This is a genomic window from Microcoleus sp. Pol12B4, from assembly GCF_036701385.1.
In the GTDB taxonomy this organism is placed as follows: Bacteria; Cyanobacteriota; Cyanobacteriia; order Cyanobacteriales; family Microcoleaceae; genus Microcoleus.
Genome location: NZ_JAUBQR010000079.1, coordinates 1 through 26,839 on the forward strand (window position 1 = coordinate 1; position 26,839 = coordinate 26,839).

The window sequence follows — 26,839 nt, forward strand, 5'->3', positions numbered from 1 at the left end:
CACCAATAACCAATGACACTCCACTTACTAGACAAAATAGGCAACTGGAATCCCCAGTTATTTCGAGAAATCAAAGGCCGCTTGAATACTGGCAATATGGCGATCGCCTCTGCCCTTTCCCTAAGCGCTCAACTGCTGCTGTTCATGTATTACAGCGCCCAGATACCCGTTCCCCCTGCTAATGGCGAGTACACTTATCCGACCTATCACAGATTTTGCTTAGAGACTGCCGATTCCTCTACGAGAAAGTGTGTCAGAGATGCCTTGGGCAACTTTGTCATTAACTGGCGGGAGTGGTGGCTAGAGATATTCATTTTGCTGAGCATATCGAGCGTGTTAGCTTTATTAATAGCAGGGACTTATATGCTGGTCAGTGACTTAGACAAGGAGGAACGCCGCGGGACACTCAACTTTATTCGCCTCAGTCCCCAGTCTCCCAAAACAATTTTTCTGGGCAAAATTCTTGGCGTACCAATTTTACTTTATTTAGCAACAATTCTGGCCGTACCCCTGCACCTGTACGCTGGATTAGCTGCTCAAATACCTCTGAATGAAATTTTATGTTTCTACATAGCAGTGGCAGCTAGCTGTGCTTTGTTTTACAGCACTGCGATGCTATTTGGATTGACAACCAGTTGGTTGGGAGGATTTCAACCTTGGTTGGCTAGCGCTTTGGCTTTTGTTGTGTTTGGGATTTCTTGGCTTCCGCTCACGCGAACTGCTTTGGATGTGTTACATTTTTTGTCTCCCCTTGCTATGCTGAGATATCCGCTTTTTCTAGTTGATAAAACTGATTTCGATTCGTTAGCTGAAAACTTAGACAAGTTGCAATGGTTTTACTTGCCAGTGGGTACAAATATTGCGATGGGCATTGCTTTGTCTCTCTTGGTTTGTGGTACAGGAATCTACTGGATGTGGCAGGGATGGCAGCGCCGCTTTCCCAATCCCAGTGCTACAGTTTTGAGCAAGCGGCAAAGTTATTTGCTAGTTATCTGCTGTCAGGTAATATTTTTAGGGTTTGCACTCCAATCAGACCCCCAAAACTGCGGTAATCTCATCTGTTTACTTATCTTGAATTTGGTGATGTTCTTAGCTTTAATTGCAGCTTTAACATCTGACAGACAATCATTGTACGATTGGGCGAGGTATCGGAAACAAATCGTTCCCAGCAATCAGAAGCTGTGGCGACGCTACCCACTACTCGATTTAATTTGGAGCGATAAAAGTCCGGCTGTAGTTGCGATCGCGATCAATTTCCTCAGCTCAGTAATAATTTTAACACCTTGGGCGCTGTTGGAAAAAAATGAGATAAACGGATTTGGGGGTGTAATTGGCTGTCTGAATCTCATCCTAATTTACGCCGCCATCACCCAACTATTCCTATTTACAAAAACCCGAAATCAGGAAATTTGGGCCGTCGGGACAGTCGGCAGCGCTATCTTGTTGCCACCTGTGATCTTATCTATGCTCTTGCTTCCCCCAGAAAAAGCTCCTTTTTTGTGGTTGTCTTCAACATTTTTTATTGGGTTTTGGCCGTCTATGACAGCCGCGTCAGGAAATACCTTTTTGCTCTCCATACTCAGTCAATGGACTGTCTTGGTGTTGTTGAACTTCAAATTGCGATCGCAACTGAGACTCGCAGGGCAATCAGCTTCTAAAGCACTGCTGAAAGCTTGAAAAAGCTGGGGAAGGGATTAAACGTGAAACTCCGATTCGGGCAGGGATTTAAACCCCTGCCTGAATGCTTAAGTCGTATGAAAACGACTGTTCAACTAACTTATTATGCCAATTCCGCATTTATAATGCACTTTATATTGAGCGATGGTGGTCGCCGCTACACACACAAAGCCCACCTTCGCAGGCTTTAAGATTAAAGTTGAAAAAAAAATCTGACCGTACAGATCCAAAATTATAGAGTCAGCGTATATTACTAATGAACGCAGTACAAAATTTCATAAGTTCGCACCCCTAAAAAATTAAGCTTGCCTGTTTTCAGTTGAGCTGCGATCGCCCTTGGCTACACACCCAACTATAAAATACGGCTAAGCGATCTGTATTTAGGAGTGGGTTTATTTGAATCGGGGTGGGCTTTATATATCATTTTAGCTGCGTGTAATACTTTTATGGCAACCCACCCCTACAGCCGAAAATAAGAAAAACTATCCTAAAAGTGCGAGTTTGTGATATTTTGACTGAGAATACCACCGCCGTTAGGCAACAGAAGTATCAAATTTAGAGGCTGATTAGAGCATGGCAGAAATTAGAGGCACCGCCCAAGCAGACTTGCTAGCAGGAACTCCAGAAAATGACCTAATTTTTGGTTTGATGGGCAATGACACCATTGCGGCAAACTCGGGTAATGACAGCATTTATGGAGGAAAACAAAGCGATTTAATTGAGGGCAATTTAGGTCAAGATTCGCTTTTTGGAGATTTAGAGAACGACACTATTAACGGCGGAGACGGTAACGATTTTTTAGTGGGCGGAAAAGGCAGCGATTCCATATCTGGAAACTCCGGGAATGATGTTTTGTCGGGCGATCGAGATACTGATGTCCTGATAGGCGGAGACGGGGCCGACGTATTTGTTTTGAGGCGCTATGCTGAGGCAGATCCCGGTCGTACCAGCGGCGGTGCTAATTTCGCAAATGCCGACGCGATCGCCGATTTTGCAGCCGGTACAGATTTAATCGGTTTGGCGGGAGGTCTTAGTTTTAGCGACTTGAATATTCAGGAAGCTGGAAACGATACTGTTATTCAAGACCGAGTGACTGGAGAATTTCTCGCTACTCTCAGAGGGGTGAGACAAAGTTCGATTAACCAGGCAAGTTTCACTAATAATATTGGCAGCGTTGTTCCCAGCCCCCCGCCTCCAGCGCGGACAACGGCTTATGCTTTAACTCCTGCTAATCGGATTGTCGGTTTTAGTCTTTCCAATCCGGGAAGTGTGATCTCAGATTTGCCCGTGACTGGATTGCAAGCGGGAGAAAGTTTGCTGGGAATTGATTATCGGCCGGCTAACGGTTTGCTTTACGGTGTGGGTTCTAGCAATCGCTTGTATACTGTCAATCCGATGACTGGGGAAGCAAGTCCAGTCGGTAACGGGCAGTTTGCTGTTCCTCTAACTCCGGGGGCTGCGGGTTTTGATTTCAATCCGACAGTCGATCGAATTCGGTTTGTCAATCAAGCCGATCAAAACGCCCGCCTCAACCCGGATACCGGGGCACTTGTGGATTTTGACACTCTGGCGGGGGGAATTCAACTCGACGGGAATTTGGCTTATGTTGCGGGGGATCGCAATTTTGGAAGTTCTCCGGCTGCTGCTGGGGCTGCGTATGTGAATAATTTTGCCGGCGCAACTTCCACAACCCTGTTTGCAATTGACAGCGATTTGGATGTTTTGGTGCGCCAAGATCCGCCGAATAATGGAGTGTTGAATACGATCGGATCTTTGGGAGTTGATGCTACTAGCGTTCTCGGCTTTGATGTCAGGAGTATTGGCGGCCGCGAGGTGGCAGTGGCGGCGCTGGAAGTTGGTGGCATTTCGGGCTTGTACAATATCAATTTAAGTAGCGGTCAAGCTTCCTTTGTCGGTCAAATTGCCGACGGGAGACAGATTAACGGTTTGGCTTTGCCTTTGCCTACAGCTTACGCTTTAACTGTCAGAAATGGCGCTGAAACAATTGTCGGTTTTAACGAGGCGGGACCGCGGGCGATTCTCAGTGACGTAGCAGTTACCGGGTTGCAGCCGGGAGAAAGTTTGCTGGGTATTGATTTTCGCCCCGCTAACGGTGTGTTATACGGTGTGGGTTCTAGCAATCGCTTGTACGCGATTAATCCCGTTACTGGGGCTGCAAGTGCAGTCGGTAGCGGGCAGTTTGCTGTTCCCCTAACTCCGGGGGCTGCGGGTTCTGATTTCAATCCGACGGTCGATCGAATTCGGTTTGTCAATCAAGTCGGTCAAAACGCCCGTCTCAACCCTGATACTGGGGCACTTGTAGATTTTGACACGCTGACGGGGGGAATTCAACTCGATGGGAATTTGGCTTATGCTGCGGGCGATCGCAATGCTGGCAATCCCGGCGCTGCTGCTGCTGCTGCGTATGTGAATAACTTTGCAGGGGCAACTTCGACGACACTATTTGCAATTGACACCAATTTAGACGTTTTGGTGCGGCAAGATCCGCCGAATAATGGAGTGTTGAATACGATCGGATCTTTGGGAATTGATGCTGGTACTGTTCTCGGCTTTGATATCAGGAGTGTTAACGGTAATGAAACAGCTTTGGCTGCGATCGAGGTTGGCGGAGTTTCCAGCCTATACAATATCAATTTGAGGACCGGTCAAGCTTCGGTTGTCGGTCAAATTGGTGACGGGCGAGGGATTAAAGGTTTAGCACTGACTTTGATTTAACTGCTAGATTCCCAGCCATTTTAGGCATCAATTATCTAGTTTTTAGGTAGAAAATTGAAAACAACTCAACTTTTCTACAATCGGAAATTGTCAGTCTAAAATCGTTTGGGCAATTCCCAATTCCCAATTTGAGGTAACATATTATTTTGACAACCAAGATAAGATGTTATCTCAAGTTTTTTACTTGCTACGTTCCCGCAGTGATGGCAAATATCTCTGTGCCAATCCGAATCCCGATGCGGCAGTGAGTTACCTGCTCATGTTTCGCGAAGACTATGACGCTTTGAGCTATCTCAACGCCCACGCTGCTGATGTTGCCGATCGATTCGGAGTAGAATCAATTTCCGGTTCTCAGGTTAAAAAGCTACTCGAACGTTGGGGATTTAACGGTGTGGGGGTTGTTCAAGACCCGCTGTTACCCAATATTGAGTTTTTATTGACAAAGAATTGACAAGGGACAAGATTTGCGATTCACCCGGTTTCAGGAAGAAATCGGGTTTTTTTGTCAAGTTTTGAGCCGATAGCTCGATCGAGCTTGTACACTTCTATGCCCCATATTTAGTGGAAATTGTGAAATTTGTCAAGCTTTTACCCTAAATCTGAATCCTGTTGTATATTCGTAGTCTGTTGATTTATTCCGACACGTCAGTACACAACCTATGGTTCGAGAATTAGAGCGATCGAGTGCCAGCGAGAAACGCAACCCGTCCGATTTCCCCGAAACAGCACCCGCAGCAAATCCAGTATTTTTTAGGACTTACAGTCGCCGTACCGAGACGGGAAGGGAGACTTGGGCCCAAGTGTGCGATCGAACTGTTAAGGGGCTGCAAAAGCTGGGAAACCTCACCCCCGAAGAAACACAACTGCTGCACCGGATGCAAAACCAGCTCAAAACCCTCGCTTCAGGCCGCTGGCTGTGGGTAGGTGGCAGCAAATGGATTGAGCAACCAGAGAATTTTTCCGGCGCATATAATTGCTCCTCAACAAATATTCTCGACTGGCGTTCCTTTGGTTTGTTGATGGATTTGGCGATGATGGGCTGCGGCACTGGGGCAGTCTTGGAACCACAATATATCAACCAACTACCGCCGATTCGCAACCGTTTAACCCTAACCATGCAAGGCGAAATCGGCTCTACACCCGTCCAGTCGCGCCGTCAAGAAACAGAAGTAAAAATAGCAGAAAAAACCGCAACTATTTATGTCGGAGATTCTCGCCAAGGTTGGGTAAACTCCTATCAAACTTTGCTGGAATTATCCACAGATGAAAGATTTGCAGGAGAAGTTCAAGTTTTCATCTATTTGAGCGATGTTCGCCCGGTGGGAGAACCTTTAAAAGGTTTTGGCGGAGTAGCAAATCCGGTGAAATTGCCCGACCTTTATCAGCGCTGCGCCGCAATTTTGAATAAAGCTTTAGGGCGGCAGTTAAATTCAGTTGAATGCTGCGTTTTGATAGATGAAGCGGCGGTGACAATTGTTGCGGGAAACATTAGAAGATCTGCCGGGATGCGTCAGTTTTATGCTGATGACGAACTCGGAGCAAATGCTAAAAATAATTTGTGGCAACAAGATGAAAGCGGCAACTGGAGAATAGATCCAGAACGCGATGCTCTTCGGATGGCCAACCATACGCGAGTTTTCCATACCAAACCTACACTAGAAGAATGTATTGATGCTGTTCGCAAACAGTATTACAGCGGCGAAGGTGCGATTCAATGGGCAGGCGAAGCTGTAGCTCGATCTAACGTTGATTTACTTTCAACACCGAGTCTTAAACTTGAGTTTTTGAAAGCTTACGACGAAGGAAAAGCTAAAGAGTGGTTGCAGGAGCGCCATCCTAACATGACTGCTGGCGAGTTAGAGCATCGGTTAGTCCGTGTGGGCTTAAACCCGTGTGGTAAGTAATTTTGCCTCACGTAAAAAACTTCGCAAAATCGGAGAAGACTGAGATGTTAACTCCGAGGTAAGTAAGGGAATTAAAAATCCTTTACCACCGTAGAGCGTACCGGGTGAACCTTCTTTTTTGAAGAATATAATCCTGGCAAGAGTGCGGGGCATTTACAACTAAAGTAGATGAAAAAGTACGCCGAGCTACAGGGAAAATGGAATCTGTAGAACTAAAGGATAAAAAGCCTTTAGGGTAACAAAAATGGAAATCATCGGCTCTAATTTCCACTGTAATTTGGCGGAGGTTCACCTCAATCAAATTGATCCTTACAACTTCAAAGAACAGGAGGAAGCTTTCAGGGCCGCGGCTCTATCTGTCGCGGTACTTCTCAATCACAAATTTCTTGAACCCCGCTATCAATACAGCCGCGAACTAGACCCGATTGTCGGCGTATCTTTCACGGGATTGTTCGATTTCTTCGTTCACGCTTTCGGCGTTGAGTGGCTGCGCTGGTGGGTGGAAGGCCGCCCGCAAACTCCGCAAGGAATCGCTTTTAAACAGCGGGAAGAAGAGTATTTGAGTGGTTGGCGGGAGATTGTCGATCGGGTAGTATGGGATTATTGCGATCGCCATTCCTTAAAACGCCCAAATCGCTGCACAACTGTTCAACCATCGGGTACTAAATCTCTGCTGACAGGTGCTTCCCCCGGCTGGCATCCGCCGAAAGCCCAGCGTTTCATTCGCCGCATCACTTTCGGCAAAAACGACCCCGTAGCCCTCGCTTGCATCGACTACGGATACAACGTGATTCCGTCTCAATCTGACAAAGATGAAAACGGTAATTTGCTGAACAATCCCTTCGATGAACGCTGTACAGAATGGCTGGTAGAAATACCTGTTGCAGTAAGTTGGGCTGACTTGCCCGGTGCCGATGAAATTGACATTAACAAGTTCTCAGCGGCGGCACAAATGGACTTTTATATGCAGGTGCAAAAGTTCTATGTCAGACATAACACTTCAGCCACCATTGAACTACGCGAAAACGAAGTAGAAAGTTTGGGCACTCGGATTTATGAAGCGATTCGCGATGATGAAGGCTACATTTCCGCAGCGCTTTTGGCTCGGTTTGATGCTCTTGAAACTTTCCCGCGTTTGCCCTTTGAACCGATAAACAAGGAAACTTACACCAAGATGGTGGAAGAGAGTTTAGCGCGCCGCCAAATTGATGTTTTTCACGCCGCTTTGAGTCGCTATGACTTAGGTGAAATGATGGATTCGGGGCCGGCGGGCTGCGATTCTGATAAGTGTTTGATGCCCGAGACTAAGGCTATGTAATAGCCTTGAAGGAAATCCCCCAAATGGCAATACGGTTCAGTTAAGCCCGATCCCCCCTAGCCCCCCTTAAGAAGGGGGGGACAAGAACTTACTCAAAGTCCCCCAACAACCAGGGGGATGCGAGGCGGATCTCCGAGGAATAAACAGTTTTAACTGAACCGTATTGCAGTATAATTTCATTGATTCTCCAATATTGATGAATTTAGGATGCTCTGGGTTGCACCTAACCCATATTACTTCTGAACGTAGCAATGCTGCTCTTACCCCCAAATGACTACAATAATCAGTTGTGAACTTCTCTTTCTTTTTTTTCTTCTTTCTTAACTCTGCGTGTTCACTGTTCTTTGGGGTATATAAAAAAATACTCATGTTGAAACTTTACGAATATTCTTCCTCTGGGAATTGCTACAAAATTCGCTTGCTTTTAACTCAGCTTAATATTCCCTTCGAGCGGCTAGAAATTGATATTATAAAACGAGAAAGTCGAACCCCTGAATTTTTGATTAAAAATCCTAACGGGCGTATTCCTGTTTTAGAAATAGAACCGGATAATTTTTTGTTTGAATCGAATGCGATTATGTTTTATTTGAGCGAAACAACTGAGTTTTTCCCCACTGATAAATTTGAACGCGCTCAAGTCATGCAGTGGTTGTTTTTTGAACAGTACAGCCATGAACCTTTTATTGCTACTTCTCGTTTTTCGTATATGACAGGAAAAGCTGAGGAATATCGAGAAGCACTCCAACAAAAACAAGCACCGGGTTATACTGCTTTGGGGGTGATGGAACAGCATTTAGAAAACCATGCTTTTTTTGTTGGCGATCGCTATACTATTGCTGACATCGGTTTATTTGCTTACACTCACGTTGCGGGCGAGGGCGGATTTGATTTAACGAGATTTCCAGCAATTCAAAGTTGGATCGAGCGAGTAAAAAATCAACCTCGATATATTAGCATCGCACATAAATAAAAGTTGTTCGTAGTAAGCACGAAGAATCCTAATTGGCTAAAAGCATCAACTGAGGACTGAATTCCTTACTGCAAATTTATCATCTCCAATGGTAAATTACCAACAGCTATATTTTGCCCAGTCTCACTAGAGCGCCTCGCAGCATCTGCCACCTTCAAAGCGTACAAACTACTGGCAGTATTCACGTACAAAGGCGTACCGTTTGACAAAAATTCCAACACTATATCGGTGTCTTTGGCAAACAAGCCTCGCCGCGTTCCTACTTTGATGCTGTGCCGATTTTCTCCCTGAATTAATTGACCGGATTCGGGAGTAAAAACCAGCGTTCCTGCTTCTCCGTAGATGGTAAAAATGTTTTCCGACTGCCAAAAAGTGTCTCCCTTTCCATAAACAGCTTCAGCGACAACTCCATTGGCAAAGCGCAACTGTGCGTTGCACAAACAAGCTTTGTAGAAATCCGGCTGAGTGTCCCAAAATTGAGCTTGACAGTTAACACTTGTCACTTCCCCGAACAAATCGGTAAATCGGTGCAGTCGCGAAATTGCACCAACTAACGGAAACCCAAAGAGGGAATGTTGATAAGTCCACCGCTGTCGCGCTGGATGTTGAGGAGTCATAGTAAGGTAGCGGGCGTAAAAAACTTTACCGACTAATGGCAAAGATTCTTTGATTGCTTGGTGCAAACCGCCTAAGAGTTCGATGTGTTCGATGTGGAGGAGTTTTTGCTTTTGGGCGGCAAGTTCGATCGCCCTTTCTGCTTCAGATACGTCTAAAGATAGAGGATATTCCACCACAACGTGCTTCTCATTTTCTAGCGCCGCCAGGACGATCGCCCCGTGATCCCGATTCACCGTACAGACAATCACCAAATCTAAATCGTCTCTTTCTACCAGCTTGCGCCAGGAAACCGCAGCTTCTGCCCCGAAGCCTTGACAAAATTCTGCGGTTTTCTCCGGGGTGTGGCCCGCAACCGCTACCAAGTGCGATCGCCCATCAGCTTGAATTGTCTCGGCCCTCAACTTAGCGGCAAAACCAGTACCCACAATCCCCACGCGAATTGGAGAATGAACCGAAAAACCAAACCGAGTATCAATATTAGTCATGGGATTTGAGATTTAAGATTTTAGATAGTTACAGACTTACGGTGCAGGGGTTTAGGGGTTTTATGCCCCCGATTTTAAGCTGTGGTTGTGGTGCGATTTATTTGATCGAGCCTTCAACACCCAAGTCTTGATGCGATCTAACTATACATTTCAACGCCTGCTGGGACTTGCCTTGCAGCCAGTCTTGCTGAAACTCGATCGACACACCGCATACCAACAACCCCGTTTTTGTGCTGTAGGGCTCAAAACAGGATTTTTCGCAGAAACCGGATTATTTCGCGCAAGTCTTGCGGCAACAGTATCACAAGGCTGAACCCAAGATAGGTATAAGTAATCAAGATGAAATTAGAAAAAGTTATAACTAATCCCATTCAAATGTTTTGTAAATAAGTGTGTCAACCTCCCTTCTATCCCCTACTATCATAGAGGGAACGAACCTAAGACCTAACCTCAAAGCTAATAAAGCCTTGAAGGTTGCATTAGGAAAAATTATCAATCTTGTTGAATTTTTGAGAGGATTTAGTGCATGGCAACTTACAAAGTTACCCTCATCAGCGAAGCCGAAGGAATTAACCAGACCATTGACGTTGATGACGATACTTACATTCTTGATGCTGCTGAAGAAGCAGGACTCGACCTCCCCTACTCTTGCCGCGCTGGAGCTTGCTCCACCTGCGCCGGCAAAATCACCAAAGGCGAAATTGACCAATCCGACCAATCTTTCTTGGACGACGACCAAATCGAGGCCGGATTTGTCCTCACCTGCGTCGCCTATCCCAAGTCTGACTGTACGATCGAAACTCACCAAGAAGAATCGCTCTACTAAGAAAGGACGCTCTGCGTGATACCCTAAGAAACCCGGTTTCTCGTTTCCAAAATTAAGCTGAAATAGCGCAATTATGTTAAGAAACCGGGTTTCTGTGTCTAACACTGCAACCAAGCCGCCAGCAGTCTCTCATTCCCATCTATGAATTCGTAGCTGTTTGAGCAGATAGCTGACCAAATAATTTTAGATTTTAGATGGCAGATTTTAGATTAACTGTGAAACCAATCTAGAATCCAAAGTCTAAAATCTAAAAGTTTTAGGACTAATATTTAGTCTCAAGCGAGAGGGACGAAAGGGGGGCATCTCAATCAAAGCAGCCAAGCTAGAAATTGGAGTTAGGAGTCAGGAGTCAGGAGAAAAGAGTCAGAAGGAAGAAAGAAGGAGCCAGAAGAAGTGTTTTTACAAATATGAGATGCCCCCGACGAAAGTTTCTGTAGTGGCGACGGAAATCGCCGACTCTTAGGCCGACTGCGATCGACTATTCGCGCCAAAATGTAATGGCATCGCTGAGCGGCACAACTTGAGCGCCGGGAAAATAAAAGCCCAGGATTTGAGAGCCGTTCCAGCCCAAATTAGCCAAATTGTAAGAACCAGTCTGACTCATTCCCACGCCGTGTCCAAAACCGCCTCCGACAAAAGCATAACCGTTGAGAGTTTTGTCGGGATTGTAAATTGGTTCTAGGTAAAAAAGCGTGCTGATCGGCGGGTAAAAAGCATTGCGAATTTCGTCTTTGTCGATATCGATCGGGCCCAAGTCAGTTTGAACCTTCATTTTCAAAACTCGACCTGCAGGCGACCTTTCCACCACTTCCACCTGAGTGACAGTTTTAAAATTAGCCAGCGGGTGCTGTTTCTTCTGAAGATACTGTTTGAGAAATCCCCCAATAGCCGTCAAAGAAGCTGGTTCGCGCCACCTAAAAGTGTCTTCTTTTTCCTCATTAAACCCTTTTTCCAAACTGATAAAGCGGCGGAAATTGTTTTCGTCAGACAAACTCTGCTTGGACAAATCCCAGACATTATTGGGGGAATCGACGATCGATCGCAAATATGGACGTTCCGCGCCCTGCCACACATCGTTAAAAGAGGCTGTCACGCCGCCGCTAGACGCGGAATAAAGCGCGTCTACTAGCTGATTTTCGTAAGTTAGCACCAAACCGCTCGTTTGGGCGATCGCCTGATCGCTTTGCGGGTAAACCTCGGTCAAACCTTGATAAACTTGGCAGTTAACATCAGCGCACAACTCATAATTATCCACAGCAAACCGGCGCAAATTTCTCAGGGCGTAGGTTCTGGCTAAAATAGTTTGAGCGACAACCGCAGCGTAAGGCGAAAAAGCCCCAATTTCGTGAGGAACAACACCCCGCAAATAAGTTTCCGTCAGCACTTCATTGACTAAAGTATAAGTACCGTAAGAATTTTTTTGCAGGCGCAAATTCCCACCATAACGGCGAGTTTGTTGAATTGCTTTTTCGGGTTCAGTAGCTGTCGCCTCGTGGGTAGTTTGTTCCAATACCTCAATCACATTTTTCCCCGCCGTCACATCCAACTCATTGCGGTTGAAACGAAAGCCGTTTAAAACCCAAAATGCCTGGGGTATTTGTTTAAAAACTTTGGAATCCAAAAAAGCTGTTGTGTTCCCTTGAGCTTGCAAACTTTGCAACAGCCAGCGCCGCACCAAAGGAGAGTTGTAAGTATCTCTTTTCGCCCAAACTTGCCAGCGCAAAGGTTGAGCAATTTCTACATCAATTCCCTGGGCGCGCCACTGATTGGCGCTGTCTTCCGCACTCTCGAAACTGCGGTGAGAACTTAGTACCACTCGTTCTTCTACTAAGGGCGATTCCAGCGGTTTCGGGGCTATTTCTAACTTGACGCTAGCAGCAGTTTTGGTTTCTATGCCTTGAGGAGTTTTGTAACGCAAAGTTAAGCTGTCGCCCGGTAATGCTTTCAGCGTCAGTTTGTCGGTTGCTTTGGTACCAAACCGCTGCACTACGCCGATTTTGATGGGTCTATTTTGGGGAGTTTGGGCGTATCCCGCAGCGCTGAAAATGGGCAACAGGCACAATGCGGTGAAAACAGTGCTAGAAATGCAGCTAAACCATTTGTAATTGGGAGTGGGAGGTGCTTGAGCGAACACGGTTATCTGTCTCGCGATAGTTGAAATTGGGGGATTTTTGATTGTACGTTAGCACATTTGGCGGCTGCTAGAGCGGGATTCCGGAAGAGAGGCTGGTTTAGTTGCCAGAATTCTGTTAAGTCAGGGCTTACGCCAGACCAAAGAAACCGGGTTTTTTACCGAATCTGCGCGCTGCAACGAACTATTTTCGTAAAAAACCCGGTTTCTGGGCTCCATGCGGTAGAATCTGTCATTGCGGGTGAAACGCAGCAATTGCAAAAGTGGCGGGAGTTTTACATTCTGTTACAGGCTCAGGTTTATTTGCACCTACCGACTGATTGGCTAATCATTTTTTCTGAGCACTAATCTCATCGCAGAGGTGTTTATCGCTTTCATCAGCATTATTCTGCAAATAGTCGTGCAGCCAATCGCAGCCTTGCACCAGCATTTCATCTAAACTTCTGATTTGCCACAACCGGGCTGTATTATCATCTGATGCCGTAGCGATGTATTTGCCGTCGGGACTAAAACTGACACCCCATACCCTATCTTGATGTCCTTTAAATTCTCGTATCAACTTACCCGTGACATCCCACAACCGGGCTGTATTGTCCCATGATGCCGTAGCGATGTATTTGCCGTCGGGACTAAAACTGACACTCGATACCGAACCTTGATGTCCTTTAAATTCTTGTATCAGCTTGCCGGTTAAATCCCACAACCGGGCTGTATTGTCCCGTGATGCCGTAGCGATGTATTTGCCGTCGGGACTAAAACTGACACTCGATACCGCCTTTTGATGTCCTTTAAATTCTTGTATCAGCTTGCCTGTTAAATCCCACAACCGGGCTGTATTGTCCCATGATGCCGTAGCGATGTATTTGCCGTCGGGACTAAAACTGACACTCAATACCGAACCTTGATGTCCTTTAAATTCTTGTATCAGCTTGCCTGTTAAATCCCACAACCGGGCTGTATCGTCCACTGATCCCGTAGCGATGTATTTGCCGTCAGGACTAAAACTGACAGTTATTACCTCATTTTGCTCTCCTTTAAATTCTTGTATTAACTTGCCTGTTAAATCCCACAACCGGGCTGTTTTGTCAAAAGATGCCGTAGCGATGTATTTGCCGTCGGGACTAAAACTGACACTCAATACCGAATCTTGATGTCCTTTAAATTCTTGTATCAACTTGCCTGTTAAATCCCAAAACCTTGCTTCCCCTGATCCCGTAGCGATGTATTTGCCGTCGGGACTAAAACTACTCGATACCGAATATTGATGTACTTTAAATTCTTGTATCAAATTACCTGTTAAATCCCACAACCGGGTTGTTTTGTCTCCTGATGCCGTAGCGATGTATTTGCCGTCGGGACTAAAACTGACAGTTATTACCCCATCCTGATGTCCTTTAAATTCCTGTATCAGCTTACCCGTGACATCCCACAACCGGGCTGTTTTGTCCCCTGATGCCGTAGCGATGTATTTGCCGTCGGGACTAAAACTGACACTCCATACCCTATCTTGATGTCCTTTAAATTCCTGTATCAGCTTACCTGTTAAATCCCACAATCTGGCTGTTTTGTCCCGTGATGCCGTAGCGATGTATTTACCGTCGGGGCTAAAACTGACACTCGATACCTCATTTTGATGTCCTTTAAATTCTTGTATTAACTTGCCTGTGACATCCCACAACCGGGCTGTTTTGTCCACTGATCCCGTAGCGATGTATTTGCCGTTAGGACTAAAACTGACAGTTATTACCCAATTTTGAGGCCTTTTAAAACGATTTTGTTCTCGGATGTTGTCGAGAATTTGGTTGAGTGCAATCTGGGGAGTAGATATCGGGTAATCACCAAGGGAACGAACTTCCTTGACTGTAGCTTTGAGTTTTTTTCCAGTCTTCACGGCTAAGATTAAAGCATCTATTTGGTTATTGTGCAACTCAAACAGTCTCAAAGCCTCACTTGCAGCGCGCTCTAATTCTGTCAATTTCTGTGCTGTTGCTAACAACTCTTCTGCTTTCTGCCGCGCCTCTGCTAATATCTGATTTTCTGTTTCAGTCTGCTTGAGTTTTTGGCGTAATTCTAGTAATTCCGCACCGCGCTGTTTGCGGATAAAAGGTACTAAATAATCGTGGACAAGTTGGTAACATTCAATCGGAGTTGCTGGCACTTCTAACACCAATCCCGATTTAACGACAATCTCTAAAACCAAATCTAATCTTTTTGACTCTGTTCCTAAGTCTGCTGCTAACTCAGCCAGAGTTTTTTGAGGACGAGTGTTGTTTTCATCCGTCAGCAAATACAAGACAAGTTCGGCAATATCTTTATTCTCCTTCCCGCAGTCGGAGATAACTTCTGCTAAAAATTCCTCAACCAGTTTGACCTTAGCCTGACTGCCAAGTTGCTGATATTCACTCAGTCGAGTAATCTGCTTTTTTTCCAGTTGCATTCCCACGACTTGAAGTTCAATCGGCCGTACTTCTCCCACTTCACCTGCTAAATCTGCTACCAGTGCGTTTGCCAAATCATCGTCCAAGTAAAATTGAGATCCTTTTGTTAATGTTTGAACAATAGCTTTCGCATCTGAAATTGAGAAATTTCCCAAGTAATAGCAGATTTTTTTTGTGAGAATGTCGTTATCAATAATTGATAAATTGGTGGCGCGATTGAACTCTAACAAGTAGAAAAGATAATCTTCCCGCAGCGACAGGATAATTTTGAGGTCGCTAATCTGATTTAAACATTCAGCCAGAAAATCATATAACTCTCGCCTACCAATTGGATCTCGATAAGCAAAGAAAAATTCCTCAAACTGGTCAAAGATTAATACAGTTAATAAATTACGGTCTTGATTCAGTCGCAACTGTTTTAAAATAGCTGTTGGGGTGTCGATCGCCCCTGACAAATTCACAGCTTTTAATTGTTCAATTCCTGCTTTCAAACACTCACCGCAATCCCTCACCCAATCATGATATGATTGCAATAAAATAGGCAATACGTCCCGCGCTTCAAAAGTTGTCAGTTGCAGTGCCGGAACTAACCATGCCTGAATTAGCGAACTTTTTCCTACCCCAGATTGTCCGTGAACGATCGTCAGCTTGCAAGCAGGTGTACGTATCCGTTTACTTATCTCTTTAATATCGCGCGATCGCCCGGAAGCTGCTTCAATTTCCTCAACAATTTTAGCTTTTGACTTACCGGATTCTAAACCGATGTCAATTATTTGTTGCGGCGACTGCAAGCGGCTGGCACCAATAAAAGCTTGCAACCCATATTTGCTTTTAACTGCTTGTTGTTCGAGTTTGATATCAAAGGCTTTTAAATATTCGCCTTGCTCAAAATACAGAGTTCTCAACTCTTCTAAAATCCTCAGATAAAGCTGCACATCATCTTGAGGCTGGGTAATTAGTTTCCCTTGTGTTAAAGTTTCTATAATCTCAAGAGGGGAAAAAACTGACTGACTCCCCCCCTTAGCAAGGGCGGGCTGGGGGGGGTTAACTGTCGAACAGGGGATAAGATTTCGCTGCCCTTTTGCCAAAAGTAGCAGATACAAACCAGTCTCTTTTTTATTTATTCCTGCTTGTTCCAAAACCGACAATGCTAATTTAGCCGATTCGCAAGCTTTTTCCCACTGAGATTGTTGCAGCGCCACCTCAGCCAAAAAGCCGTAATCTTCAGCTAGTTGACTCAGAGTGCCGTAATTTACGTGTATTTTTAATGCTTTTTTAGCTAAATTTTCCAACTCTTCCCAAGCTTGTAAAAGTCGCAGCACTTCGCAGAGCTCGCTAATACATTTCGCAGCTAAATCATGTCGCTGCACTTGTTCAAAAATCTCCAGAGATTGCTGTAAATACTTTCTAGCTTCTTGCCAATAACCTTGATTTCCAGCCCGGTGCAATTCAGCTTTGCGGTTGTAAGCTTCAGCAATCTTCTTGCCGACAATTCCTTGTCTTTCTAACTGGTGATTTTGCTGCCAAAATGTCAAACTTTGCTGATAATGTTCGAGCGCTAAATCTATTTGATTTTTCTTAACTTCAACTAAACCCCGAATAAATTGCCAACTAGCTTGCAATTCCTGGTCTAATGCTGCATTTAGCAAATCATTCTCCAGCAACTCCATTTCACAGTCATCTAATTTGAAATTCTCAACATCAGCAAAAGCTTGACTTGCTTGTTGTTGTAACAAATTCATCAAATCATCGGGCGGCATCGTAAACTGAATTGGAGGCGGAGCCCAAGACTTCAGATCGTTAGCCGATCGACTGAATTTAGACAGTACAGAATCCGTCACCCATAATATCAAAGGAAAAGCAAAATCTTGCTTGAATTGATCTCGCGCTCTATTAGCCCCAGCTAGCAGGTCATCAAGAGCAACCACCGATTCCATACCGACAATTATTAAAGCTTTCGGCGGTTGCTTTTGGACGGCATTGAGAATGGTTTGATAAAGTGTTTTTGTCGCAGATTCTAGAACTAATTCTTGATATTCAACAGTCGAGCGATCGCGCAGCTTTTCCAGCATTGCAGAACGCAAGCTAGCATAATTGCAGCGCACTATAGTTAAAGAAAACTTTCCTTGAAAGCGGGCGATCGTCCTTACTAAAGTAGAGAGAGATCGCTCATTTTCTGCTGCAATATCTTCGGCTAGATTTGAGTTTACCATAATCTCAACAATTTTGCTGCTGCCACAGCTTAAATTTGTCAGTTTCCATCAACAGCGGATTCAACGCAAACCAATTTCCTTGAGGGTCTACATATTCAAAAACCCACAGGTTTCGCAGCAAATCTTGGTATTCTTTATCTCCATTAATGCTTTGTTCTTTCACCACCTTAAACAGTAATTCCCACTCATCATTATCAATGCCATTCCTCAGAGTATCGCGGGAACTGCGAATCACTGATTTCAACACATTTTGCGAAATAGGAGGGTCATCTTGCTGCAAGCAACCAAACAGCATCCCCATCAAGTTTCGCAGATGACCTCCGCTGACTCGGCACAATTCATCTAAAGTTTCAGGACTGTCAAAAACTTGGGTAATTAATGTGATATGTTCTTCGGCTGGCACATCGGGAAATGCCCGCGACATCACCATGCGCCGCAGCAAATTCATCCCCTCAACACATTCGCTGCCGTCTCTATTCTTTACTGGTACCATCGGCAAAACTTTCGGGTCAACTCCGCCCCCCAAGCGATTTTTTAATATTTCACTTTCATTCCCAAAAATCAATCCCAGCGGTAGCGTGTAAACTAAATGGCAATTCAGTTGCCGCAACTGATCGCCCCGGTCAATAAAGATATATTCTGGCAACAGTCGCCCCGAGGCATTGGGTCGAAAAACTATTCGGTCTAAGTTGTCAACAATCACCACCAATCCTTTTTTACCCCGCTGCTTTAACTGATTAATTGCTACATCAATAATTTCTTGATTAATCAGTTCTAACATTTTATTCGATTGCGGTTCCATGTACTGTCTCAGTTTAGATCGCAAGTCGGGATTACTTTTGGTTTTGGCAGTAATTTTGGCAATACCTAAAGGCAGAGAGACTTCCAGATTTCCGTCTGTATTGCCCTTGAATTTGTTGCCAAAAAGTTCTCCTTCAGCTTCTAAAGTCACAGGAGTCTGTAAAAAATTCCAACTGTTTTTTAAGAATTCTTTAAAACCCTGGGGCTGCAAGGAAATGTTGCCCTCTTCCAAGCTTTGGGTGACTCGCCGCGCGATCGCTAACATGATATCCGTCAAATCGAGATCCATTTCATCGAGGTCTTGTGTTGACTCGAAGTAAACTACATGAAACCCCTCATCTGTTAACTCTTTTTCCAGTCGCGACAATTCAGTAGACTTGCCACAACCAATATGTCCGGTAAACAATTGGCAAGTCGGTTTATCTCGTGCCAGACGGGTAATTGTCCGTTTGAGTATGTTAATAACTTTTCCGCCGCGCACCTCAGCAAAATCAATGTAGTAGCGCTGATCTTCGGCATTGCCCAATATCAGGGAGTGACTGGGGTTGCAGGCATCGCAGAATCGATCGAAATCTAGGTTCATAAAATTTTATAAATTAGTTTTTGTAGTTATTGTAGGGTGGGTCAGGGCTGAATGTTTTTACTAGAGACTAAACATTTTTCCGGCTAAGCACCCTACGGTTAGTTAGCTGACCACCCATACGTCGAAGACTATTAGTGTGAACCTGGATGCTGTTTCCAATATTGGTAGGCGGCATAGGCCAAGGTGACAGCGCCGGTCACGATGGCTGCTTCATCGACCTCAAATTGCGGGTGATGGAGGGGATAGTTGGGTTTGTCAGTCAGCCCCACTCCTAACCGAAACATAGTTCCCGGTGCGTGTTCTAAGTACATCGAAAAATCTTCCGCGCCGAGGGAGGGTTCTGGTAAAATTTGGACGCGCGATCGACCTAAAGCTTCTAAAGCCGCAGTTTCGAGTAATTGCGTGAGTTTTGGGTCGTTTTGGACTCCGGGCACGCCGCGCTTGTAGGTGAGTTCGTACTTAGCGCCGTATGTCGCGCAGACGCTGGAAACAATTTGTTCGATCCAAGCCGGCAGTTTTTCGTGGGTTTCCGGATGCAGCGATCGCACGGTTCCCAGTAATTTTACTCGATCGGCAATCACGTTCGGCGCTCGTCCGCCGTTAATTTGCCCGATCGTCAAAACCAGCGGCCTCAAAGGATTTTGCGTGCGGCTAATTGCCTGCTGCAAAGTGGTAATTATCTGAGAAGCAATCCAAATTGCGTCGATCGCCTCGTGGGGACGCGCACCGTGGCCGGATTCGCCCATCACAATCAATTCTATGTCATCTGCCGCCGCCGTCAGGGCCCCGTGGCGGATACCGATGCAGCCGCCGGGAATCGTCGGAAAAACGTGCACTCCGAGGATGCCGTCAACATCTTGCATCGCCCCATCTTTAATCATCCATTGAGCACCTTGGGCAATCTCTTCGGCCGGCTGAAACAAGAAGCGGACGTGACCGGGCAATTTTTCCCCTAGCTGAGACAATATCATTGCTGCGCCCAAACCGACGGTGGTGTGGATGTCGTGGCCGCAGGCGTGCATGACTCCCTCGTTGCGGGAGGCAAATTCTAAGTTAGTGCGTTCTTGAATCGGCAAAGCGTCCATATCGGTGCGAATTGCCAGCCACCGGGACTCGCTGCTGTTGCCTTTGATTTCGCCGAGCACTCCTGTTTTGCCGATTCCTTCGATCGCGCGGACTCCGCTGGATGCGAGAACTCCGGCTACGTAGGCGGCGGTTTGATATTCTTGGCCGCTGAGTTCGGGGTGGGAGTGGATGTGACGGCGAATTTCGATTAAGCGGGGTGCTAGGGTGGCGGCTAATTCTTTGATGCGGGGAAGCATGAATTTAGTTGGGGAGTGCGGTACAAGCTGTAGTCAACTAGGGTAACGCAAATGTTTGGGGGTGAACAGGGTTACAAGGGGCTAAAGTGCGATCGGGCTTTTAGATAGCAATCCTATTTCGTTTGTGAATAAGACTTTTTTTCTAACCGCAGAGGGCTCAGAGGACGCAGAGAAAAGAGAGAAAAGAGAGTTAGGTAGAAACCTGGAACAAAAGTCCATATTCTAGGTTCAAATGCTGATTTTTAGTTGATAATCTCTGGTTGTGATATCATCAAAGAGTAATTTTATTAAAATTATTTACTATGATTAGCTTTGGATTCTGGAATGTAATTATTTTAATTACAGTCGCTTTGTTTTTAAAATTTAATTGGCGATTAGATAGCGAAAAAACAGCATGGCAAGATTCTTTGTTTTTAAAACATCCTTCGATCCAAAGGTTAACTCAGTTTTTTCGTCAACCTATTGTTAACTTTATTTTGCAAGCAGTTATTGTATTAGTTGTCACCCGATTTCTCTGTTATACAGGTTGGTTGGTTTACAATCTGACTAATCGGCCCGATCCGCCTTACTGGGATTTTAAGTGGTTTTATGTAGCGAGTAGATTAGCCCATCAGCATTTGAGTCCCTTTAATGTCGAGGTGTTTAACATCGGTTTCTGTAGCATCACAAAAGTGTGCGGGTTTATTCCATCTTTTGTTTATCCACCTAATATCATTCCTCCGCTGTGGTTTTTGGGCTATTTCCCCATGAATACAGCCTTCACAATCTGGACTTGGCTGCATCTTATTGCCACAGTTTTTGTTTTATGGGGAGCGAATATCTTGTTGGAGTCGCACTCACGAGCTTTTAGGACTATTTGTAGTATATCAGTTGCATTCCTCTACGGTTTTGTCTTCGATCTTCAAGTGGGGAATGTGGCAACTTTTATTGCTGCTCTGCTGTTATGGATGTTTATTTATGCTAAAAAAAATCAGGATGTAATTGCCGGAGTTTTCTTAGGAATTGCCCTGTTTAAACCAACTTTAGTTATATTATTTCTGCCTTATTTCTTAATCAAAAGACGGTTTCAGCTAGTTTTTATATCTATAGTCACGGTAACTTTTTTGGCAGTTATAGGTCTAGCTGTAACGGGCAATTCCTTAACAGGATTTATACAGGATGCGACTCGTGGATTTCCACTCTGGCTCAACGATCCATCGAATAATGCTTATATTTCTATGAGTCGCCTTGATTTAAGGGTTATGGGGCCGAGATTTTTCCCCGATATTCCCTTCGTGGCGAAGCTATTTTCTGACTTGATTGTTCTGCTGCTAGTTGGTTTAGTGAGTTGGTATTTTTACAAAAAACAATCTCGCAATGCTTGGTCAAAAAAGGTTGACTTATCTGAAATGGTGCTAATTTCTACTTTGAGTATTGCTATCAATTATTCTCAGCCCACCAGTTCTGTGATGTTAGCACCGACAGTGGTTTTTTTGCTGAATGATTTATGCTTTCAGATTAAAAATTGTGCCTTCTCTAGGCAAAGAATGTCGGTTTGGTTATTGGGGGCGGGCTGTGTCATGGTGCAAACCGCTGTGATTCATGGCGGGCTGTTGGTGTTTCTAGGAAAGCGGTGGAACTGGAAGGGGGGGGAATTGCCTTATTTGTTTAAAGTAACTATTTTTTCACTACCGAGTTATGCGATTTTAGGTCTTACGTTAAGTGTTTTAGTCTTAGCAATTACATCTCTTCGTCAAAAACAGGTTGCTGACTTTGACCCTTTGGATCAGGTTTCGGGTTAGAGGAAAAACAAAACCCAACCAAAATATTTGTAGAAGAGTCAAAGAATATCTCTAAAAGAGAATGCCTAGTAGTCCACTCTCATCACTTTCGTCTGTCAGTCTAAGTCTTACAAAAGAATCAAAATTAAAATCTTTTGCAAACTCGGAGTATGGAACCCTATCTGAATTTAAAGTACAGATATATTGAAAGCCACATTTTCTAGATTCTCTATCGGCCAATTCAAGAGCAAATCTCACTTGTCTCTCATCAACACCATCAAAAATGGTACTGTCATGAATTAATATACGTGGTGAAGGATCGCGTTCAGACCAAAGCTGTGCCAGCATTAAGTCATAACAAAATATTTTCATGTTATCGATACCTTCGCTGCCATCACGGCTAATCTCTACATTGAACTGAAAACCATTGTCGCCTACATTAATAATTAACCTTCCTGGGGCACCGTAAAGAAACCGAGAGTTGGTATTGAATAGATCTCTAGCTTTTTCTGCTTGAACACGTCGTTCTTGATAGTCACGACGTGCGCGTTGTAGTAAGCGTTCTTTTTCAATCTTTAAAGCACTTTTTCCTTCTTCAAACTTATTTAATTCTTCTATGCGTTTATTAATTTCATTTAGATTAGATACAATTTCTAGATAAAGTTCTTGGAGTCTTGTGTACTCTTCTAAAGCACCATGTGTTTGTAGCACTTCCAATAAAGAAGCACGTTGTTCGGTTTTTTCACGTATGAGACGTTCTCTAGATGATACATCTCTCCTGAGACGCTCAATTTCAGTCGATAGAAAATCGCGACGATTTTCGATAAGTCTACGATGAAAAATTTCTACTTCTTCCAATCTTCTAACTACCAAACCCGGGAGTTCAATACCGACACTTTCGTATATATGAGTTACATCATCTGGGGAGGGTTCATTTTCTGCTTCCAGGCTAGATTGATAAAATTCTAATATTTTTTTATCGGCAATATTATTATTAGTGGCTTCATGAATTTCCGCAGTCAACCGATTAGCATTAGCCTCTAGTTCGTGGTATTGAGAAGCTACGCGAAAATTACTTAAGGTTTGTTTTCTCTCGCGTAACTGTGACTCGACTTGAACTTTTAAAGCTTCGAGTTCACCTAGAGAACCAAATATGCCAATTGCAACTCCTGTATCTGTGTCTTTTTTGAGTTTTTTTATATCATCTAGTAATTTTTTTTGATCTTTTAAAAGTTGTAAATCTCTCGCATCTTCCCAAGCCAAACCTAGTAAAAAAGCATTATTAACTTGCTTCTCCCAATCAAACTGCTTTCTGTGATGTTCAAAGGGAGTAGAAAAGGCGTCTCGCCCACGGCGGATAAAATAAGAAATTAGACCTCTAAACTTAGGTTGGAATTTTTTATCTTCATTATCACTTGGCAAACCAAACAAAAGGTTTCCTAGTATTGCCTTCCAATGTGTCAGGCTCAGAACTCTTTGCCCTTCTTTTTCTTCTGGCTGAATTGGCCAGGAAGTAGTATCTCCTTCAATTACTACCTTTGACTGATCGGCAGTATTTCTAGTTACTGTAATAACTTGATTAGAAAGTGTCAACTCTAGGCTAAATGCCCAACCTCGTAAATTTCTAGAATCCAGTCCTTTAGCTTTTGGTGATAATGTAGAGCCTAAGCAAAAGTGAATTATTTCAATTAGAGTTGATTTACCTAAACCATTACGAGAGTCTTTGCTCCCAGACTCTTCTGTACGATCGGCCAATACTACATTAAAGCCGGGCCTAAACTCGACAGTTTTAAATGAAGTATGATTACAACGAATAGCACGAATCATCGACGACTCCTACGAAGTATTCCTGCATCCATTTCAATTGCTCCAATAGCGTATAGGATATCCAGAGTCAAAACAAACCGTTCAAAGGTTGCGACTTCCGGTATTGTCGAAACAGCACTCCAAAGTGACGAGACTGTACGTGGATCGTGCAAGTGTTCTATTATTTTAGCACCTACCCCCAACAGCGATTTACCGGTAGAGATGTGTTTTGTCGGTAAAATCCTTGAGTAGTTATAGCTAGAAGCTGTCTCTGTAGATAGAGTCATCTTTCAAACACCTCGCACTTTTCAAAAAGATAGTAAAGAACTGCTAAGCCTGCTGCTTTTAGATCGTAGTCTGAGCTACCATTGCAAGAAAATGTATGTAAGGCATTAAATAGATCATTTCCCTCTAATCCTGTTGCTCGGAGTCTTTGATACTCCCTTACAAATCCTGCTTTTAGCTTTTCTGGAAAGTCAGGTATTAGATTAACCATGTACTCGACAAAACTGCTAACCATCCTGGCTTGGATTACCCCTGTCATGAGTCTTGATTGAGCATCTCTATTAAGTTGATTCTTCAACATTTTTTCTACTGGGGGAAGAACGAAGAAGTTAGGCTCAGAAGGTATAGGCATACAAATAATTCCCAGTGTTACTAGATCCAATTCTTTGAAAGTAATATTTGTCATTGCGCTAACAAGAGAAGCTTGCTCTTGTGGACTTGGCTCTAGGGAAGATGATTCGTTTTCATGATCAGTAATCCTACTTTTTACTTCCTTGATTTCCTTTTTGAATTTTCTTTTTTGCTTGGGGTCTTCAGCCAAACGCAAATCCTCTTCTAATTCCTTCAGTAGTGTTAATTCCGCTTTTATATTTTCTTCTAAATCCTGCTTACGTTGATGGTGCGGTTCCACTATTTACCCTCCTATAAGCCGCGCCCTAAATTGTTTCAAAGCTTCTTTGAGATTTATCCCTGTACCTAGTTCTAATTCACCTTCATAGTCCAAGATAAAAGGAATAATAGGCACCGCAACCTTTAATCTATGCTTAAAATCTATTTGAGGTGCATTAATCACTTCGGCGATCTCTTCCTGACTAACAGGTAGAGTAACGCCGCGTTGTTGTAATATAATTAAACCCTCCTGGATAATCGGTAAAATTTTCTGCATTTCTGCATCTGACACTTGGTTAGCTTCTATTGCATCTAACAAAGCAGAAATGGTAGTCACTTGAGATTCATTCAACTGATTTGTGATTGCAGAAATAATATTTTTTTCACCAGCCTCATAATGGGCTAGTAATCCTTGTCGCAGGTGGTTAATGTTTCCATAAATAGCTTTCTGCCCAGCATATAATCGGTCTAATCCGTTGTTCATCTGTTGTAACTGGATAGCTACGCTCTGCATTTGTACAGTTGGTTCACCAGTTATCTGCTGATGCAGTCGATCGTATTCCTGCTGATGGCAATTCGCTGATTCCCTTAATTCCTCAATTGCTCGATTATATTTACTCTTGCGACGCGGATCATCTTCATAACGTAACTCATCTTCGTAGTTTTTGAGTAAAGCGGAATCTAGTTTAATATTGTCTTCCAAGTCTTTCAGTCGCCGGGTAAGGTTGGATTGTTCCATTGGATCAGCCTTTTGCTTTTACAAAAAAGATTTGTAAATAATGTAGCACTTAACGCACGTGTTCGGATCTGCGATCGCACCCATACGCTCAGAAACCGTGTTTTTCAACTAGAATAAAGGACTAGAACCAAGTAGTTTCCTAAAAAACCGGTTTCAAGTGATTCCTGTGCAATTCACACGCAAACTTCGTGACCCCAATCCGCCGACATCTACCTGCAACTAATCAAAAAACACCACTGCCCCAAATCCACAGAAGGCACACCCCGCACCCTCACGGAACTCAAAATTTACTGGCAACTCCTAGACTGGGACTTTCCACCCCATCCTCATTTTCTACGAAGACCCCACATCCGCCGCCGCCCAAGGTTTTAGCCCAACATTCCTCAATGCCCTCAGCCGCTTCGACGGTACTATCTGTCTCATCACCGACACACCTCATCCACCCCTGCAAACCTTCTCCCCCATGACCCCGATTTACTTCAAACTGTCGTAAACTGGCTCAAACGACTTCATCTAGAGTCCTAAGTTTTGACGGTCGGGAGTTACGCATCAAAACCAAAGAAACCGGGTTTTTCACTTTAGTTAAAGGTCGGGATGCAGTATTCTCGAAAAAAAACCCGGTTTCTGACTACCCGCAAACCAAAGAAACCGGGTTTTTAGTCGGTTCTGTCGCTGTAACGCAGTATTCTCGGAAAAAACCCGGTTTCTAGCCACCCATGCGTCCAGCACTATTAAAGCCATCCTCAATCCAAAAAATTGAGATAAAATATCGACAAGCCCTAAACATAACGAACAATGACTCTAGCCAACTATCAACTTTCCCTAAACTTTGAGCAAATTTTAGCCCTAGTCAAACAACTGCCATATCCCGAAAAATTGCAGTTAAGTCAAGAGCTGGAAAAAGAAGTATTAAACAGTAAATTAACAGCTCTTTTGGAGTCATTTAGAACCGATGAGCTTTCTTTAGAAACTATCACCCAAGAAGTAGAAGCAGTCCGAAGCGAAATTCATGCCAGAAAAACCAGCCCTTAAAGTAATTATAGACACTAATCTTTGGATTAGCTTCTTGATTGGCAAAGAATTAGCTAATCTCAAAAAGTTAATAGTGGATCAAGCTATCCAAGTTGTCTTGTGCGAACAAATAATAGAAGAAATCAATCTGGTCACTCAAAGACCAAAACTTCAAAAATATTTTCCGGTAACGAAAGTCCAAGAATTGCTTGAATTGTTGAGAATCATTGGTCTATGGATAGAAATAACCTCCGAAGTCTCTATTTGTAGAGATGCTAAAGATAATTATTTGTTGGCTTTAGCGAAAGATAGTCAAGCTAATTTTTTGATTACAGGAGATGGAGATTTATTGAGCTTAGTGAATTTTGAGGGGACGGAAATTTCAACTTACAAAGATTTTTTAGGCAAACTCAATTAAAACTATTATCCTAAACTATATTCATGATCTGCTAAAATGTCTTGTAAAATTTCTGGCGTTAAGCCTCGCTGCATAGCCCGATCGGAAATTTCTGCCATAACGTGCGTTAATTTTTTATTGTGTAAATTTTGTCTAAAAAACAATTGAATAATCGAACTTAACTCTTGCTGAGTCTTAGGACTAGCTTCT

At 43.9% G+C, this 26,839-nt stretch carries 22 protein-coding genes; 12 read left to right on the forward strand and 10 right to left on the reverse strand.

Annotation, left to right across the window (positions count from 1 at the left end; genetic code table 11):
- Window positions 1-12 precede the first annotated feature (12 nt).
- The 6 genes from QUA38_RS13190 to QUA38_RS13215 all read left to right on the forward strand — a co-directional run bounded on the left by QUA38_RS13190 (window position 13) and on the right by QUA38_RS13215 (window position 8,605).
- Window positions 13-1,677: a hypothetical protein gene (locus tag QUA38_RS13190; protein WP_333162410.1), complete on the forward strand. Its 1,665-nt coding sequence runs from the start codon at window positions 13-15 to the stop codon at window positions 1,675-1,677.
- A 573-nt stretch (window positions 1,678-2,250) separates the two neighbouring features.
- Window positions 2,251-4,413, forward strand: coding sequence for a DUF4394 domain-containing protein (locus tag QUA38_RS13195; protein WP_333162412.1), 2,163 nt, complete (start codon window positions 2,251-2,253; stop codon window positions 4,411-4,413).
- 163 nt (window positions 4,414-4,576) lie between these two features.
- On the forward strand, window positions 4,577-4,864 hold the full coding sequence (locus QUA38_RS13200) for a hypothetical protein (RefSeq protein WP_333162414.1): 288 nt from the start codon (window positions 4,577-4,579) through the stop codon (window positions 4,862-4,864).
- 208 nt (window positions 4,865-5,072) lie between these two features.
- The gene (nrdJ, locus tag QUA38_RS13205) at window positions 5,073-6,317 is read left to right on the forward strand and encodes a ribonucleoside-triphosphate reductase, adenosylcobalamin-dependent (protein ID WP_333162415.1); all 1,245 of its coding nucleotides are present in this window, start codon (window positions 5,073-5,075) and stop codon (window positions 6,315-6,317) included.
- A gap of 244 nt (window positions 6,318-6,561) precedes the next feature.
- Window positions 6,562-7,635, forward strand: a complete 1,074-nt coding sequence (gene nrdJ, locus QUA38_RS13210; protein WP_333162417.1) for a ribonucleoside-triphosphate reductase, adenosylcobalamin-dependent — start codon at window positions 6,562-6,564, stop codon at window positions 7,633-7,635.
- A gap of 367 nt (window positions 7,636-8,002) precedes the next feature.
- Window positions 8,003-8,605, forward strand: coding sequence for a glutathione S-transferase family protein (locus tag QUA38_RS13215; protein WP_333162419.1), 603 nt, complete (start codon window positions 8,003-8,005; stop codon window positions 8,603-8,605).
- A gap of 65 nt (window positions 8,606-8,670) precedes the next feature.
- Here QUA38_RS13215 and QUA38_RS13220 read toward each other — a convergent pair whose 3' ends face one another.
- Entirely contained in the window at window positions 8,671-9,708 is a 1,038-nt protein-coding gene (locus tag QUA38_RS13220; RefSeq protein ID WP_333162421.1) for a Gfo/Idh/MocA family oxidoreductase, read from the reverse strand.
- Window positions 9,709-10,234: 526 nt separating this feature from the next.
- On the opposite strand from QUA38_RS13220, the gene QUA38_RS13225 reads away from it, so the two are divergent.
- Window positions 10,235-10,534: a ferredoxin gene (locus QUA38_RS13225; protein WP_106149950.1), complete on the forward strand. Its 300-nt coding sequence runs from the start codon at window positions 10,235-10,237 to the stop codon at window positions 10,532-10,534.
- A 478-nt stretch (window positions 10,535-11,012) separates the two neighbouring features.
- Here QUA38_RS13225 and QUA38_RS13230 read toward each other — a convergent pair whose 3' ends face one another.
- From QUA38_RS13230 to QUA38_RS13245, 4 genes are all read right to left on the reverse strand, one after another.
- Window positions 11,013-12,668, reverse strand: a complete 1,656-nt coding sequence (locus QUA38_RS13230; RefSeq protein WP_333162423.1) for a SpoIID/LytB domain-containing protein — start codon at window positions 12,666-12,668, stop codon at window positions 11,013-11,015.
- Window positions 12,669-12,993: 325 nt separating this feature from the next.
- Window positions 12,994-17,316 (reverse strand): WD40 domain-containing protein, encoded by a 4,323-nt coding sequence (locus QUA38_RS13235; protein ID WP_333162425.1) that lies wholly within the window; start codon window positions 17,314-17,316, stop codon window positions 12,994-12,996.
- Between the two features lie 4 nt (window positions 17,317-17,320).
- Window positions 17,321-18,700, reverse strand: a complete 1,380-nt coding sequence (locus QUA38_RS13240) for an ATP-binding protein (RefSeq protein ID WP_333162427.1) — start codon at window positions 18,698-18,700, stop codon at window positions 17,321-17,323.
- Between the two features lie 131 nt (window positions 18,701-18,831).
- Window positions 18,832-20,022 carry a M20 family metallopeptidase gene (locus QUA38_RS13245; RefSeq protein WP_333162429.1) on the reverse strand — a complete coding sequence of 397 codons (1,191 nt, stop codon included), beginning with the start codon at window positions 20,020-20,022 and terminating at the stop codon, window positions 18,832-18,834.
- 302 nt (window positions 20,023-20,324) lie between these two features.
- On the opposite strand from QUA38_RS13245, the gene QUA38_RS13250 reads away from it, so the two are divergent.
- Window positions 20,325-21,803, forward strand: coding sequence for a glycosyltransferase family 87 protein (locus QUA38_RS13250; protein WP_333162431.1), 1,479 nt, complete (start codon window positions 20,325-20,327; stop codon window positions 21,801-21,803).
- 51 nt (window positions 21,804-21,854) lie between these two features.
- Here QUA38_RS13250 and QUA38_RS13255 read toward each other — a convergent pair whose 3' ends face one another.
- Genes QUA38_RS13255 through QUA38_RS13270 form a run of 4 tightly spaced genes read right to left on the reverse strand, consistent with a single transcriptional unit; the run spans window position 21,855 to window position 25,221 of the window.
- Window positions 21,855-23,609, reverse strand: coding sequence for an ABC-three component system protein (locus QUA38_RS13255; protein WP_333162433.1), 1,755 nt, complete (start codon window positions 23,607-23,609; stop codon window positions 21,855-21,857).
- The gene (locus QUA38_RS13260) at window positions 23,606-23,875 is read right to left on the reverse strand and encodes an ABC-three component system middle component 6 (protein WP_333162435.1); all 270 of its coding nucleotides are present in this window, start codon (window positions 23,873-23,875) and stop codon (window positions 23,606-23,608) included. The genes QUA38_RS13255 and QUA38_RS13260 overlap by 4 nt, the downstream gene beginning before the upstream one ends.
- Window positions 23,872-24,504, reverse strand: coding sequence for a hypothetical protein (locus tag QUA38_RS13265; protein ID WP_333162437.1), 633 nt, complete (start codon window positions 24,502-24,504; stop codon window positions 23,872-23,874). The genes QUA38_RS13260 and QUA38_RS13265 overlap by 4 nt, the downstream gene beginning before the upstream one ends.
- Window positions 24,505-24,507: 3 nt before the next feature.
- On the reverse strand, window positions 24,508-25,221 hold the full coding sequence (locus tag QUA38_RS13270; RefSeq protein ID WP_333162439.1) for a hypothetical protein: 714 nt from the start codon (window positions 25,219-25,221) through the stop codon (window positions 24,508-24,510).
- Between the two features lie 222 nt (window positions 25,222-25,443).
- Here QUA38_RS13270 and QUA38_RS29345 point away from each other — a divergent pair, with 222 nt between their 5' ends.
- From QUA38_RS29345 to QUA38_RS13285, 4 genes are all read left to right on the forward strand, one after another.
- Window positions 25,444-25,593, forward strand: a complete 150-nt coding sequence (locus tag QUA38_RS29345; RefSeq protein ID WP_445242279.1) for a hypothetical protein — start codon at window positions 25,444-25,446, stop codon at window positions 25,591-25,593.
- Entirely contained in the window at window positions 25,550-25,714 is a 165-nt protein-coding gene (locus QUA38_RS29350) for an NACHT C-terminal alpha/beta 1 domain-containing protein (RefSeq protein ID WP_445242280.1), read from the forward strand. The genes QUA38_RS29345 and QUA38_RS29350 overlap by 44 nt, the downstream gene beginning before the upstream one ends.
- 302 nt (window positions 25,715-26,016) lie before the next feature.
- Window positions 26,017-26,253, forward strand: a complete 237-nt coding sequence (vap15, locus tag QUA38_RS13280; RefSeq protein ID WP_190655710.1) for a type II toxin-antitoxin system VapB15 family antitoxin — start codon at window positions 26,017-26,019, stop codon at window positions 26,251-26,253.
- On the forward strand, window positions 26,231-26,650 hold the full coding sequence (locus tag QUA38_RS13285; RefSeq protein ID WP_333162444.1) for a putative toxin-antitoxin system toxin component, PIN family: 420 nt from the start codon (window positions 26,231-26,233) through the stop codon (window positions 26,648-26,650). The genes vap15 and QUA38_RS13285 overlap by 23 nt, the downstream gene beginning before the upstream one ends.
- A 5-nt stretch (window positions 26,651-26,655) precedes the next feature.
- Here QUA38_RS13285 and QUA38_RS13290 read toward each other — a convergent pair.
- The coding region (locus QUA38_RS13290) for a hypothetical protein (RefSeq protein ID WP_333162445.1) at window positions 26,656-26,839 on the reverse strand (184 nt) is incomplete at its 5' end.